At 69.0% G+C, this 12,092-nt stretch carries 17 protein-coding genes; 10 read left to right on the top strand and 7 right to left on the bottom strand.

The genetic code is table 11. From position 1 onward, the window contains the following. Nucleotides 1-34: 34 nt before the first annotated feature. Nucleotides 35-1,138, bottom strand: coding sequence for a HoxN/HupN/NixA family nickel/cobalt transporter (locus ACQP2O_RS40885; protein WP_433174563.1), 1,104 nt, complete (start codon nt 1,136-1,138; stop codon nt 35-37). 249 nt (nt 1,139-1,387) lie between these two features. Here ACQP2O_RS40885 and ACQP2O_RS40880 point away from each other — a divergent pair, with 249 nt between their 5' ends. After that, nucleotides 1,388-1,858 (top strand): ribose-5-phosphate isomerase, encoded by a 471-nt coding sequence (locus tag ACQP2O_RS40880; protein ID WP_433174562.1) that lies wholly within the window; start codon nt 1,388-1,390, stop codon nt 1,856-1,858. A gap of 6 nt (nt 1,859-1,864) precedes the next feature. Here ACQP2O_RS40880 and ACQP2O_RS40875 read toward each other — a convergent pair whose 3' ends face one another. Continuing rightward, the gene (locus ACQP2O_RS40875) at nt 1,865-2,026 is read right to left on the bottom strand and encodes a hypothetical protein (RefSeq protein ID WP_433174561.1); all 162 of its coding nucleotides are present in this window, start codon (nt 2,024-2,026) and stop codon (nt 1,865-1,867) included. 216 nt (nt 2,027-2,242) lie between these two features. Between ACQP2O_RS40875 and ACQP2O_RS40870 the strand changes: the two genes are divergently transcribed. Both ACQP2O_RS40870 and ACQP2O_RS40865 read left to right on the top strand, forming a co-directional pair. Then, nucleotides 2,243-3,361: a PP2C family protein-serine/threonine phosphatase gene (locus ACQP2O_RS40870; RefSeq protein ID WP_433174560.1), complete on the top strand. Its 1,119-nt coding sequence runs from the start codon at nt 2,243-2,245 to the stop codon at nt 3,359-3,361. Nucleotides 3,362-3,417: 56 nt separating this feature from the next. After that, entirely contained in the window at nt 3,418-3,894 is a 477-nt protein-coding gene (locus tag ACQP2O_RS40865) for a GNAT family N-acetyltransferase (RefSeq protein WP_433174559.1), read from the top strand. Nucleotides 3,895-3,896: 2 nt separating this feature from the next. Here ACQP2O_RS40865 and ACQP2O_RS40860 read toward each other — a convergent pair whose 3' ends face one another. Both ACQP2O_RS40860 and ACQP2O_RS40855 read right to left on the bottom strand, forming a co-directional pair. Beyond that, nucleotides 3,897-4,286 (bottom strand): MerR family transcriptional regulator, encoded by a 390-nt coding sequence (locus ACQP2O_RS40860; protein ID WP_433174558.1) that lies wholly within the window; start codon nt 4,284-4,286, stop codon nt 3,897-3,899. A gap of 13 nt (nt 4,287-4,299) precedes the next feature. After that, nucleotides 4,300-5,322: an MDR family NADP-dependent oxidoreductase gene (locus ACQP2O_RS40855; RefSeq protein ID WP_433174557.1), complete on the bottom strand. Its 1,023-nt coding sequence runs from the start codon at nt 5,320-5,322 to the stop codon at nt 4,300-4,302. Between the two features lie 127 nt (nt 5,323-5,449). Here ACQP2O_RS40855 and ACQP2O_RS40850 point away from each other — a divergent pair, with 127 nt between their 5' ends. The 3 genes from ACQP2O_RS40850 to ACQP2O_RS40840 are packed head-to-tail and all read left to right on the top strand — an operon-like array spanning nt 5,450 to nt 6,681. Beyond that, complete coding sequence (locus ACQP2O_RS40850; RefSeq protein WP_433174556.1) at nt 5,450-5,752, top strand: ArsR/SmtB family transcription factor; 303 nt, start codon at nt 5,450-5,452, stop codon at nt 5,750-5,752. Further along, the gene (locus tag ACQP2O_RS40845) at nt 5,742-6,269 is read left to right on the top strand and encodes a YbaK/prolyl-tRNA synthetase associated domain-containing protein (RefSeq protein WP_433174555.1); all 528 of its coding nucleotides are present in this window, start codon (nt 5,742-5,744) and stop codon (nt 6,267-6,269) included. The genes ACQP2O_RS40850 and ACQP2O_RS40845 overlap by 11 nt, the downstream gene beginning before the upstream one ends. A gap of 40 nt (nt 6,270-6,309) precedes the next feature. Continuing rightward, nucleotides 6,310-6,681, top strand: coding sequence for a cupin domain-containing protein (locus ACQP2O_RS40840; protein ID WP_433174554.1), 372 nt, complete (start codon nt 6,310-6,312; stop codon nt 6,679-6,681). Between the two features lie 40 nt (nt 6,682-6,721). Here the strand turns inward: ACQP2O_RS40840 and ACQP2O_RS40835 are convergent, their stop codons facing one another. After that, nucleotides 6,722-7,264 (bottom strand): N-acetyltransferase family protein, encoded by a 543-nt coding sequence (locus ACQP2O_RS40835; RefSeq protein WP_433174553.1) that lies wholly within the window; start codon nt 7,262-7,264, stop codon nt 6,722-6,724. A 5-nt stretch (nt 7,265-7,269) separates the two neighbouring features. After that, nucleotides 7,270-8,508, bottom strand: a complete 1,239-nt coding sequence (locus ACQP2O_RS40830; RefSeq protein WP_433174552.1) for a hypothetical protein — start codon at nt 8,506-8,508, stop codon at nt 7,270-7,272. A gap of 152 nt (nt 8,509-8,660) precedes the next feature. On the opposite strand from ACQP2O_RS40830, the gene ACQP2O_RS40825 reads away from it, so the two are divergent. From ACQP2O_RS40825 to ACQP2O_RS40810, 4 genes are read left to right on the top strand one after another with little or no spacing between them, the layout of a single operon-like run. After that, entirely contained in the window at nt 8,661-8,933 is a 273-nt protein-coding gene (locus ACQP2O_RS40825; RefSeq protein WP_433174551.1) for a hypothetical protein, read from the top strand. Beyond that, complete coding sequence (locus tag ACQP2O_RS40820; protein WP_433174550.1) at nt 8,930-9,163, top strand: hypothetical protein; 234 nt, start codon at nt 8,930-8,932, stop codon at nt 9,161-9,163. The genes ACQP2O_RS40825 and ACQP2O_RS40820 overlap by 4 nt, the downstream gene beginning before the upstream one ends. A 60-nt stretch (nt 9,164-9,223) precedes the next feature. Next, nucleotides 9,224-9,736, top strand: coding sequence for an N-acetyltransferase family protein (locus ACQP2O_RS40815; protein ID WP_433174549.1), 513 nt, complete (start codon nt 9,224-9,226; stop codon nt 9,734-9,736). 43 nt (nt 9,737-9,779) lie between these two features. Next, nucleotides 9,780-10,646, top strand: coding sequence for a DUF3626 domain-containing protein (locus tag ACQP2O_RS40810; RefSeq protein WP_433174548.1), 867 nt, complete (start codon nt 9,780-9,782; stop codon nt 10,644-10,646). Nucleotides 10,647-10,725: 79 nt separating this feature from the next. Here ACQP2O_RS40810 and ACQP2O_RS40805 read toward each other — a convergent pair whose 3' ends face one another. After that, complete coding sequence (locus ACQP2O_RS40805) at nt 10,726-12,078, bottom strand: alpha-L-fucosidase (RefSeq protein WP_433174547.1); 1,353 nt, start codon at nt 12,076-12,078, stop codon at nt 10,726-10,728. Nucleotides 12,079-12,092: the final 14 nt, after the last annotated feature.

Here is a 12,092-nt window from a genome sequence, read left to right as displayed (position 1 = left end):
GACGACTAGGGCAAAGAGCTCTTTACCGTCCGGTTCAGGCGTCGGAGTCCTGCAGGGCGGCGGACCAGCGCTGCTCGATACGGCCGAACTTCCACACCGCCAGGGCCCCCGCCCAGATCACCAGCAGCAGGCCGGTGATCACGAAACCGGCCGTGTTGAGGTCCAGGGCGGCGATCCAGTCCCAGAAGGCGCCGTGCAGCCCGAACCGGTCCTGGGCGACCTGCAGCAGCTCGGTGCCGCCGATGACGAAGGCGAACGCCACCGAGATCCCGGTCAGGACGATGTTGTAGAAGATCTTGCGGACCGGGTTGGAGAACGCCCAGCCGTACGCGAAGTTCATGAACGTGCCGTCGATGCTGTCCCACAGCGACATGCCGGCCGCGAAGATGATCGGCAGGCAGAGGATCGCGTACCAGGGAAGCGAACTCGCGGCCGCGGCCGAGCCGGCCAGGGCCAGCAGGCCCACCTCGGTGGCGGTGTCGAAGCCCAGCCCGAACAGGAAGCCCAGCGGGTACATCTGCCACGGCTTGGTGATCGCCTTGGTGAAGCGGCCGAGGAAACGGTTCATGAAGCCGCGGTTGTTCAGCTGCTCTTCCAGCGCCGCCTCGTCGTAGGCGCCGCCACGCATCTCGCGGAACACCTTCACGATCCCCAGGAGGATCACGAGGTTGATGATCGCGATGATGGCGAGGAACGTTCCAGATACGGTCGGGCCGATCGTCCCGGTGATCTTGTGCAGCCCGGAGTTCTCGTCGGAGACGCCGTTGGACAGCGCCTTGATGCCGAAGCCGAGCAGCACGCAGGCGGTGAACACCACCGAGGAGTGCCCGAGCGAGAACCAGAACCCGACCGACACCGGGCGCTGGCCGTCGGACATCAGCTTGCGGGTGGTGTTGTCGATCGCGGCGAGGTGGTCCGCGTCGAACGCGTGCCGCATGCCCAGCGTGTAGGCCGTCAGCGCGATCCCGACCCCGAACACCTTGCCGTCACCGAGGTGGTAGTGCCCGGGTTCGACCAGGAGCAGCAGGATCCCCCAGCCGACCACGTGCAGCAGCGCCACGAAGCCGGCCATCCCGGCGAGGCGTCCCCACTCCGCCCGCCCAAGGCGGGTGCGCGTCGCGGACTGCACCGTCGTCATGGATCCTCCTCGTTCGGGGCTGACGCTTACCGCCATTGAATCCTTGTTGCAAAGTACTTGCAACAGTGAGGGTCCACATCCGTCCCCCGGACGCCTGGCGGCGGCCACGGTTTGGAGGAGTTCCTGGAGGTCAGGTCCCTCCGGCTCGGAGGGCCCTCAATTCCGGAGCGGACTCGCGGCCGGGAGTCCCGGCGCGACGCGAGGCCCCGGCCGTACGCCCGGCGGCACCGACCTGACAGACTTTGCGGCATGCGCGTCTATCTCGGTTCCGATCACGCGGGGTACGAACTGAAGCAGCACCTGATCGGGTGGCTCGCCGAGCAGGGGCACGAGCCGGTCGACTGCGGTCCGAAGGAGTACGACGGCCAGGACGACTACCCGCCGTTCGTCATGGACGCGGCGGCGCGGACCGCCGCCGACCCCGGTTCGCTCGGCGTCGTCATCGGCGGCTCCGGCAACGGCGAGGCGATCGCCGCGAACAAGGTCTCCGGCGTGCGCGCCGCGCTGGCCTGGAGCGACGAGACCGCCCGGCTCGGCCGGGAGCACAACGACGCGAACGTCATCAGCATCGGCGCGCGGATGCACCCGATCGACGAGGCCACCCGGTTCGTCGGGATCTTCGTCGACACACCGTTCTCCGGCGGGGAGCGCCACGTTCGGCGTATCGCCATGCTGACCGCCTACGAGCAGACGGGTGACCTTCCCCGCCTGCCGTACTGACGTATCTCAGAGGCGCGCGGCGGCGCGGCGCTTGGCCAGCCGCCGCTTCTCTCCCCTCCGGGGCTTGACGGGCTGAGGTGCCTCGGCCGGCGGGCTCGGCGCCTCTTCCTCCGTACGGGCGCGTGAGACGTCGCGGGCCCGCATCGCCGCGTCGACCGTGAGACGCATGCCCTGTCCCATTCGCCACCTCCGAAAGATCCGATGATCTTTTAGGTCTCCCCTCGATACCCGGCCCGAAAACACGCGCAGGGCGGACGGCCGTTCCCCGGGGGGCGATGCGCGGTGCCGACGGGCGATCCAGCGGTTTTTCGGACGGCCGAGAGCTCGATCCGGCCCGGCGGCCCTGAGCGCGGACCAGGCGATGCTCGATACAGTGCCCGCATCATGCTTAGCCGCCTGGTCCAGCTCCTGCCACCGAGGGTCCGTCGCTTCCTGCGCCGGATCCCGGTTCTCGTGCGGCTGTACCAGTGGCTCCAGCGCGGTCAGCTCACCCGGGACCGCAACGCCCTCATCGCCCTGATCACCGTCACGGTGGTCATCGGGATCTCCGCGCCCGCGTCGCAGACCTGGTTCTCGCCCAGCGCCGTCGTCCTGACCGTGCTGGCCGGCGGTCTCATGCTGCGCGTCCGCAGCCTCGGCGTCCTCCTCGGCGTGGTCGCCGCCGCGCTGCTGTACGACGCGATCGCCATGGGATTCTCGCGCGTCGGCCCGGGCGTCATCGCGACGATCATCGTCACGGCCGTCCTGGCGACGGTGCTGGCCCGCAGCCGTGAGCAACTCGGTGTGAAGGGGCTGCGCGGCGAGCAGATGCTGCTCGAACTCCGCGACCGGCTGCGCCGCCACGGGGAGATGCCGAACCTGCCGCCCGGCTGGGATTCCACGGTGGTGCTGCTCCAGGCCGGCGGTTCGTCGTTCGGCGGTGACTTCTTCGTCTCGGTCTGCGACGAGCAGACGCTCGAGGTCGCGCTGGTGGACGTGTCCGGCAAGGGCGTCGACGCCGGCACCCGCGCGCTGATGCTGTCCGGCGCGTTCGGCGGGCTGCTCGGGTCGCTGGAGTCGGAGCGGTTCCTGCCGGCCTGCAACGCCTACCTGCAGCGCCAGCGATGGGACGAGGGGTTCGTCACCGCCGTCCATCTCACCATCGACCTGGAGACCGGCGAGTACACCGTCGAGTCGGCCGGCCATCCGCCCGCCGTGCAGTTCAACGCGGGCAGCGGCACGTGGCGGGTCAGCTCCGCCAAGGGCGTCGTGCTCGGCGTCGTTCCCGAGATGAGTTCCGAACCCGAGAGCGGTGTGCTCGGCCCGGGCGACGCGCTGCTGCTCTACACCGACGGCCTCGTCGAGGCGCCGGGCCGCGACCTGGACGCCGGCATCGACCGGCTGCTCGGCGCCGTCGAGAGCCTCGTGCCCAGCGGCTTCAAAGAGGGGGCGACCGAGCTCGTCACCGAGATGGCCGCCGCCCGCGACGACGACTGCGCGCTGGTCCTGATCTGGCGGAAGTGACGATTCTCAGGCCGTGTCGCCACGTCCCCGCGCCCGGCACCTGGCAGGCTGCGACTATGAGCACTGTCACACTGCAACCGGTCGATGAGAACCTGTTGCCGAGGCTGCTCGACCTGGCGGCCGCCGACACCGAGCCGCACGAGGTGATGCCGAGCCTCCCCGGGGCGCCGCGGTGGACGGACGCCCGCCGGGCCGCCTTCCGCGAACACCACCGGCCGGCGGACGGGGCGGCCTACGCGGTGCTGGTCGACGGGCAGCTCGTCGGCGCGGCGCGGATCATCCCCGCCGAGGCCCCCGGCGCCGTGCAGGCGAACATCTGGCTGGGCCGCTCCGCCCGCGGGAAGGGCTACAGCACCGAGGCGTTCCGCCTGCTGATCGACGAGGCGCGGACCCACGGGGCGCACGCGATCATCGCGGAGACCCACATCTCCAACGCCGCCGCCGTGGCGGCCCTCCGCACCCTCGGCGCCATGATCTGGGAGGACCCGGACACCGGATCGGTGCACGCCACGCTCCGCGTCGGCCAGGACTGAGATCAGGACCGCGCCGGTTCCGTCGTCCCCGCCCCGATCCGGGACGCCAGGCGTTCACGCAGCCGCGTCAGCCGGGCGATCTCCGCGTCGAGGGCGTCGAGCCGGCGCTGCGCGATGCCGCTGGGGCGCGCGCAGGCTCCCGGCCCTCCGTACGGCGGGAGCGTGTCATCCACCAGCAGATCCAGGCGATCCCGGCAGTCGCGTACGTCCGCGACGGTCAGCCCCACCGACAGCAGCTCGCGGATCACGCGGACGCGGGCCACGTCCCGCGGGCCGTACTCGCGCTGCCCGGCCGCGGTACGGCGAGGCGGCGGCAGCAGGTCGTTCTGCTCGTAGAACCGCAGTGCCCGGGGCGTCGTCCCCGCCGCTGCCGCCGCGTCGCCGATCCGCATTCGTCCTCCGCTCCTACAGGGCCACCACGACCGTGCCCAGATGCCGCCCGATCATTGTCTCGTGCAACGCCCGCGGCGCCTGCTCAATGCCCTCGACGCGGACGTACGGGAAATCGATGGCATCGGAACGCAGCCACTCGCCGAACCGGTCGATCCACTCCGGCTGCACCTCCGGGTCGCCCATGGCGCTGTACCCGCGCATCGTGATCTGCTTGAGGATCAGCTGGTAGGCGTCCAGCTCCACCGGCGCCGAGGTCCCGGAGCCGTCCTTGGCCAGCTGCCCGGACAACGCACCGACCAGCACGAACCTCGCACCCGTACGGGCCGCCGCGACCGCGGCCCGCAGGTCCTCGCCACCGACGTTGTCGAAGAGGACGTCGATGCCGCCGGGCGCCGCCGCGGCCAGCTGTTCGGCCAGCGGTCCCTCCCCGCGTACGAGGGCCGCGTCGTAGCCGAGCTCGGCGACCATCCGCTTCGCCTTCTCCGGCGACCCGGTGCTGCCGACCACCCGCTCGGCCCCCAGCAACCGCGCGATCTGCCCGGCCAGCGACCCCACGGACCCGGCCCCGCCGGAGACGAACACCGTGTCACCCGGCTCGACCTTCGCGCCCCGGGTCAGCGCGCCGTACGCGGTCCGTCCCTGTGCCAGATGCGCGACCGGATCGGGCAGCGCGTCGCCCAGAGGAGCGCAGTCCGCGGCGGCCAGGACGGCGTACTCACGCCAGCCCAGCCAGTGGGAGACCAGGTCGCCGGGCCGCAGGCCACTGCCGTCCGGGGCGGTGACGACCTCGCCGATCGCCGCTCCGAACAGCGTGTCCCCGGGCAGAATCGGCGGGAACGGCGTTCCCTTCACGTCGCCGCCGAGCAGCGTCCGCAGCGCCGCGAACACGAGGAAGAACCGGTTCCGGACGAGCACCTCGCCGTCGCCGGGCACCGGCAGCGGCACCTCGACGACCTCGAAGTCCTCCGCCCGCGGCAGCCCGGCCGGAACAGCCGCGAGACGGACCTCACGGGAGGTTGAAGGCAGTTGTGACATCGAACGCTCCTGGAACGAGTAGCCGCGATGAGCCATAAGGCGTCGCGACGCTAACCCCTGACCCGTACGTCAGAGGCAAGCCCCGTTCCCTCTAGACAGGCAATTAGCTAATTGCCATACTTCCTTCGTGATCGACGTGGAACTGATCAAGGCGCTGGCCAACGACAAGCGTCTGCTGATCCTGGAGTGGCTGCGGGACCCCGAGCAGCACTTCCCGGCACAGCGCGACGGCGACCTGGTTCGTGACGGCGTGTGTTCGCTGTTCATCGCCGAGAAGCTCGGAGTGAGCCAGCCGACGTGCGGCGGACACCTGAAGATCCTCAGCCAGGCCGGGCTGGTCCACGGCAAGAAGATCAAGCAGTGGGTGTTCTACCAACGTGACGAAGCCCGTATCGCGGAAGCGAAGGAGTTGTTGAGCGGTGACTGGTGATCTGTCGGCCGACGTCGCGGAGCCCGTACCGGCTCCGAACCTGTACGAGCGCCTGATCACGGATCTGGAGAGCGCCGACGCGCGCTACCGGCTGATCGACCACGCGCCCGAAGGGCGGACCGACCTGGTCAGCGCCCTCCGCGGGCACGACGTCGCATCGGCCGCCAAGTGCCTGATCGTCATGGTCAAAATCGGCAAGAAGCAGACCCGCTACGCGCTGGCCGTAGTGCCCGGCGACGCTCGGCTGGACCTGCAGGCCGTCAAGGCGCTCCTGGACGGGACCTACGTGACCTTCGCGAGCAAGGACAAGGCGGAGGAACTGGCCGGCAGCGTGAGCGGAACCGTGCTTCCGTTCAGCTACCACCCCCGGCTGGAGCTCATCGCGGATCCAACGCTGCTCGACGCGCCGGAGCTGTTCTTCAACGCGGCCCGGCTGGACCGCTCGATCGCGTTGGCCACCGACGACTACGTGCGTCTCGCCGCCCCTCGGCTGGCGCCCATCACCACCACGTCGTGATCCGTGGGACCGGCGTCATCAACGACCTCAGGGAGGGGCCATGCCGCAACCCGACTACGCCATCCACTACGAGCCGATCTTCGCCGCACTGCAGACGATGGACGTCCAAGCACTGATCGACCAGGTCGACGACCCCTGGTACAACCAGACCCTCATCCGCATCGGCGACGTTCTGGTGCGATTGGGGGTCATGCAGGGGGAGTTCCACTGGCACAAACATGACGAGCAGGACGAGTTCTTCTTCGTCCTGGACGGCCTGTTCCGCATCGAGCTCGAGGGGACCGACACCGTCGAACTCGGCCCCCGCCAGGCGTTCGCCGTCCCGGCCGGCATGCCACACCGCCCCGTCGTCCCGGTCCGCAGCGCCGTACTGATGATCGAGAAAGCCGGCGTCAACGCCACCGGAGACTGACCGCCATCCTCGCCGACGACCGGCGGCCCCACGAACCGGATCAGGGCAGCGAGCGGACCATGACCACGTACGCGATCTCCCCGGCATCCGGTCGGACCACTCCGAGCCGGGACCAATTCCAGGATTCGTAGGCAGCGAGGGCAGGGGTGGCGTCCGGCCGGACGGTGAGGGTGGCTCTCTCCTCGGTACGTCGACCGAGGAGCGCGCCATGCAGGCACCGGCCGATCCCTCTTCGCCGGTACGACGATGCGACGGCCAGTTCTTTGATCGCGAACGTGCGGCCGTCGCGTTCGGCGGTGAATTCGGGAGGCGGTGGCGGGGCGATGCCCTCCCACCACCGCGTCGCCGCGCGGAGCGAGTAGCCGTAGGCGAACCCGACCAGCTCCGCGTCGACCGCAGCGGTCACCAGGCGGAAACCCGGCTGCGGCAGCTCGACCGCCAGCAATTCCCGGAAGCCCTCGACGTCTTCCGGTCCCTCGCCGTACGGCGGCTCGGCGAAGACAGCGGCGTACAGGTCCACGATCTGTCCGATCAGCGCGTCGGGCGCGCTGCCGTCATGCGTACGAACGACCACGTCCGACATGTGGCTCATCCATTCACGCCGGCGAGGGCGCGGTGGTAGCGGTCAAGGAATTCCTGGACGGCGACGCCACCATGAGGTCTGAGGCGATTCCGGAGCGTCTGAAGATGCGCGACGCCGCGAGCGGACGACACGGAGGTCTGGAGTTCGAGGGCCCGCATGCCGGTCTGCGCAGCTCCTCGGACATCACCCCTGTGGCACAGGACAGACGCCAGCCATGCGAGATATAGCGCCCGGTTACGTCGATATGAGCTGGCTGTACGCTCAAGCGCCTCGCTGAGGAGCGTCTCAGCGCGATGCAGATCTTCCGGCTCACCGAGGTCCATGAAGCAGCTTGCCTCCTGGACCGTGAGTTCGGAGTCGCTCAGCCACTCCACCCAATGGGGATCAGTGACTTCCGCCGCGTCCGCGTGTTCCCAGCGAGCCCGGGCGATCGCATTGGAGAACGCCGAGCGGTCTTTCATCGCCGCATGAGCAACCGCTTCACGCAGCGCGAGCATGGACCGCACCCGTGGGGTCGCCCAGCCACGTGCGGACGCCGCTGCAGCGCTGACCAGATCAAAAGCCTCCTGGGGATGCCGTTGGTAGTAGGCCTGGGTGCTCATGCTGGACAACGTAAGCGTCGTGAGGCGGTGATCCTGTGCCACCTGCGCGGCGAACAACGCCTCAAGGTAGAACCGGCGTGCACGTTCTTGGTCACCTGTGTCGAAGAAGGTCCAACCCGCGAGTTCGGAGACATGACCAGCGGCGCTGCGCATGGTGGTCCCGATCTGCTCGGTGTAGACCCCGTCGCGTAGCAGGTGCTGAATTTGCTGGAGAAGGCTCAGTACGGAGTCGCGTAGTCGGCCGCCACCATACTGATCATCGATCGAGTAGAGCCGCTGGATCGCTCGATGGACCTCGTCGACATCCTTGGCACCCACGCGGCCGGCCGTGGAGAAGTCGCCTGCTGAGGCTCCGATAGTCGCCGGCTCGGCGGTCGAAGTGGCAACGGACTGGTCACCGAACAGTTCATCCTCATCCATCGAGAACGCCCGCGCGTACAGCATTCGGTACCGCTCGGAGATGCCGACGGAAGCACGCTCCCAGCGCTTCACGTAGCCGAGCAGCGTCTCGTGGTCGGGGAGACTACCGCGGGCTTCCCCGGCAGCCTGCGCGAGTCGGCGCGCCATCTCTGGTTTGTCCCATCCACGCCCCTTGCGGATGCGGCGGATGCGATCAGCCCACATTCGTCGCGCACCGGCCATGAGCACCCCTCGCCACCACTTCGGGGACACGTATCTCGTGCCCTGTCCTGCCCCGCATTGTCATCTACCGGCAGCGTACTGGCGGCGTTTGACTGTGTGTAACCAAATGAACACGACAACTCCTGGAGGGCTGAGGTGTGAGTACATCGGATATGAATCGGAACCTTGGCGCGCTTGTGGCGCTGTGCCACGAACTGTCCAAGCTCAGGGTGAAAGTGGGCTTGAGTGATGCTCGTCCGGCGCTGTCCGTACGCGGTGACCTCGTCCAGAGGAAAACGTGGATCGAGATCGACCCCTCCGGCGAGTGGTTCGTATGGCGCCGAGATGACCAGGCCTGCCACGCGGCAGACGATCCGGCCGGCGCGGCGAAGAAGATCGCGGAATATCTCAAAGCGCGGGACGCGGGACCCGGTGAAGGACGATGAACCCGAACGCGGTCAGCGTTCTGCGGCAGCGATTCCCGGGGTTGGTGTTCTGGTTCGGCCACCGGACCGGCGTCTGGTGGGCTGCGCTGCCGGTCGCAGGCGGGTGGCGGCTCGTCGAGGCTGCCGACCTCGAACAGCTGACCCACGCAGTCATCAAGGCAGAGGCGTGGCCCTGGCCCGCTCCGCGCCAGGGCGCACGCTGGACCTTAGGCGTCGGGTCGTATGCCTGAGGGATAGGTTCCTTACGCGCATGTAGGCCGGAAGCTCATCGGAGGACGAAGATTGACGGCGTGAGCGGACTCACGGTGCGAGAAATCCGGTCAGGAGACGGCGAGGGCTGTGCGCGGGCGTGGCGAGATGCCGGCCGCCATTACGCCATGATCGTGCCCGAGGTGATTCAGGAGCCCGATTCTCACGGCCTCGTGGAGTGGTTCGAACAGGGCATCCGTCAGGAGCGGGACGATGACACCGCCTGGCTTGTCGCCGAGGACGATGGACAGGTGGTCGGGGTCATCGAAGCCGCTGTGACCCGACCCGCCCCGGATGCCCGCTGGCAGCTGCAGCGCGATCTATCCCGGGTGCGACTCGTGATCAATGCGCTTGCCGTCGCCGAAGAGTATCGGCGCAAGGGGGCCGGCACGGCGCTCATGGAGGGCGCTGAGGAGTGGGGACGGCGAAGAGGCGCGACGGTAGCCGTCACCGACACTAATCTCAGCAGCCCCTTGTCCATTCCCTTCTACGAGAAGCGGATGGGCTATCACCGGCAGGCGGTGATCCTCCGCAAGGCACTCACGTCTGAGTGAGCCGCATCCCGTACACCGCGGATCCCCGAGCGACGCTGCGCCCGTGAATACTGTCGCCATGCCGCACCCTGGGGAGCGAGCCATCGCCCACGTTATGTCGCTGGCGATCGGCGAGCCGGTGGATCCGTCGGCGCGGGTGACGTTGCACTTTCACCCTGATCGACTCGTGGCGGGGACGCCGATCCTGGACCTCCTGGCCCGTGACAGGTTGTACCGGTCGCAGTTCGAGACCGGGATCAGCAACGGGGGGCTGACGGCGCACCCTGGCGGTGATCGCTGGCGGTGGGAGAGCCGGATCTTCGCGGGGGCCTATGACGACGGGCCGGCGGCCGATCGGCCCAAGTACGGATCGTTGAACTTTCGCCGACGCCTGGTCGGCGGCTCACCACGCTTCGGCTCGGCCTACCTGCGCCTGGCCGAGCACACTCTGGCGCGCACCACGTTCTGTTACCCGGACAGTTTCTTCCAGCCGCGGCACTTCGGCGTGGTGTCGAGACTGTCGACGTTGATCGCGTTGGCCGAGGCCGACGGCAAGGACCCGCTGGACGACTACATCGAAGCCCACGTACATGGTGTGATCGACCTCAGCCGGGACGCCGAAGCACTGGTCCTCGACCCCTGCTATCGCGACACATCGATTGAGAAGGCGGCCCGGCGACTGCCCTGCCCGGTCGAGTGGCATGGCGGCTTCACCCTGACCACGGCGGAACTACGCCGATACCCGGAGTACCGGGGCCAAGAGTTCGTAGACCTCGGCACATCTCTCGCCCAGGCCGGTCGTCTCGATCCACGAATCCTGGGAGACGCCTCTCGCACCGGCCGATACGACGAGCAGGCCCTCAAGCGTGTCTGGCACTACGTGGCCAGATTCGGCAGCCCCGAGACGCACCCAGAGCCGTACACCGATTGACGGAAGGCCCGGCTTCCGGAATACCGGATGACCTGGGTATCCGTGGTCGGAGCGGGCAACGGTGACGTCGGTGTGAGGCTCATCGCGGTGATGCCGGCGTGAAGCGGATCGCGGCGGGGAGTGGTGCGCCGAGCCCGGGGGAGGCGATCCGTACGCCGTCCGAGACGGTCGTGGCGCTGACCGGGCCGCCGTCCAGTCGGGTCGCGGTGGCCGGGTCGAGTAGGCCCGGCCGGGTCTTGAGCACGGCCTCGCCGCCCGGTGCGCCGGCGACGAACGCGTAGGCGTGCTGGTCGTCGCGGGTCCAGCGGACCCAGGGCGGGCCCTCTCCATCGGCGGTCTCGCCGCTGGGGACGGCGTCGCCGGGTTCGAGGGGCCTGGTCGCGTGGACGGCGGCGGCGTGGTGCGTCATCCAGGACGCGATGCCCTCCAGGACGGCACGTTGCTCGTCCGGCAGGGTGCCGTCGGCCTTCGGGCCGACGTTGAGCAGCAGGTTGCCGCCGCGCGAGACCACGTCCACGAGCAGCCGTACCGCGCCCGCCGTGTCGAGCAGGTGCTCGGGACCCTCGTTGCGGTTGTAGCCGAAGGACAGGCCGACGCCTCGGCAGTTCTCCCAGGCGGCAGCCGTTTCATTCTCGCGGCCCGCCTGGTACTCGCTGGTCAGGTAGTCGGCGTGGGCGCCGTCCCAGCGGTCGTTGACCACGCCTTCCGGGACGGCGGCGTAGTAGTCGGTGAACAGGCCCGGCAGGTCGGCCATGCCGAGGTCGGGCCAGCCGATGTCGTTCCACAACACGTCCGGCCGGTAGCGGTCGATCAGGTCGCGTACCTGGCGCAGCGCGTAGGCGGCGTAGGCGGCCTCGTGGGGACGGCCGTAGTCGTCGATCCGGTCCTCGTGGCGGATCACGGCGCGGCGCCCGGCGTACCAGTCGAGACCGCCGGAGTAGTACACGCCGAAGCGCAGTCCTCGGGCGCGTACGGCGTCCGCCAGGTCGGCGACCAGGTCGCGGTGCGGGCCGCGATGCACGGTGTTGCGCGTGCCGGTGCCCGGCGCGTCCCACAGTGCGATGCCGTCGTGGTGCTTGGTGGTCGGCACGACGTAGCGGGCACCGGCACGGGCGAACAGGTCCGCCCACTCACCCGGGTCGAACGACTCGGGGCGCCACAGATCCAGGAATTCGTCGTACGGGCGGCCCCCGTGCACCGCGCGATGGTGCGCCCAGGCGGGGCTGCCCTCGATCTGGCTGGTGTTCCAGTACCACTCGGCGTACGGGTTGTGCGCGAACCACACCTCGGGATCGGTGGCGCCCAGCTCGCCGGTCGGCTCCGCCCAGGCGGGCACCGAGTACGCGCCCCAGTGGATGAAGACGCCGAACTTGGCGTCGGTGAACCACGCCGGGACCGGCCGGCCGGTCAGGGCGTACGGGTCGTCGGCCATGGCGCACCTCAATG

The organism is Actinoallomurus sp. CA-150999, from assembly GCF_050942425.1.
Lineage (GTDB): Bacteria > Actinomycetota > Actinomycetes > Streptosporangiales > Streptosporangiaceae > Actinoallomurus.
The sequence above is the reverse complement of the archived record's forward strand: the minus strand, read 5'-3'. Positions and strand labels throughout refer to the sequence as shown.

What these genes read in the sequence shown, in the direction of transcription:
- ACQP2O_RS40885 (WP_433174563.1), bottom strand. Translation starts at nt 1,138, where the DNA reads ATGACGACGGTGCAGTCCGCGACGCGCACCCGCCTTGGGCGGGCGGAG.
- ACQP2O_RS40880 (WP_433174562.1), top strand. Translation starts at nt 1,388, where the DNA reads ATGCGCGTCTATCTCGGTTCCGATCACGCGGGGTACGAACTGAAGCAG.
- ACQP2O_RS40875 (WP_433174561.1), bottom strand. Translation starts at nt 2,026, where the DNA reads ATGCGTCTCACGGTCGACGCGGCGATGCGGGCCCGCGACGTCTCACGC.
- ACQP2O_RS40870 (WP_433174560.1), top strand. Translation starts at nt 2,243, where the DNA reads ATGCTTAGCCGCCTGGTCCAGCTCCTGCCACCGAGGGTCCGTCGCTTC.
- ACQP2O_RS40865 (WP_433174559.1), top strand. Translation starts at nt 3,418, where the DNA reads ATGAGCACTGTCACACTGCAACCGGTCGATGAGAACCTGTTGCCGAGG.
- ACQP2O_RS40860 (WP_433174558.1), bottom strand. Translation starts at nt 4,286, where the DNA reads ATGCGGATCGGCGACGCGGCGGCAGCGGCGGGGACGACGCCCCGGGCA.
- ACQP2O_RS40855 (WP_433174557.1), bottom strand. Translation starts at nt 5,322, where the DNA reads ATGTCACAACTGCCTTCAACCTCCCGTGAGGTCCGTCTCGCGGCTGTT.
- ACQP2O_RS40840 (WP_433174554.1), top strand. Translation starts at nt 6,310, where the DNA reads ATGCCGCAACCCGACTACGCCATCCACTACGAGCCGATCTTCGCCGCA.
- ACQP2O_RS40835 (WP_433174553.1), bottom strand. Translation starts at nt 7,264, where the DNA reads ATGTCGGACGTGGTCGTTCGTACGCATGACGGCAGCGCGCCCGACGCG.
- ACQP2O_RS40830 (WP_433174552.1), bottom strand. Translation starts at nt 8,508, where the DNA reads ATGGCCGGTGCGCGACGAATGTGGGCTGATCGCATCCGCCGCATCCGC.
- ACQP2O_RS40825 (WP_433174551.1), top strand. Translation starts at nt 8,661, where the DNA reads ATGAATCGGAACCTTGGCGCGCTTGTGGCGCTGTGCCACGAACTGTCC.
- ACQP2O_RS40820 (WP_433174550.1), top strand. Translation starts at nt 8,930, where the DNA reads ATGAACCCGAACGCGGTCAGCGTTCTGCGGCAGCGATTCCCGGGGTTG.
- ACQP2O_RS40805 (WP_433174547.1), bottom strand. Translation starts at nt 12,078, where the DNA reads ATGGCCGACGACCCGTACGCCCTGACCGGCCGGCCGGTCCCGGCGTGG.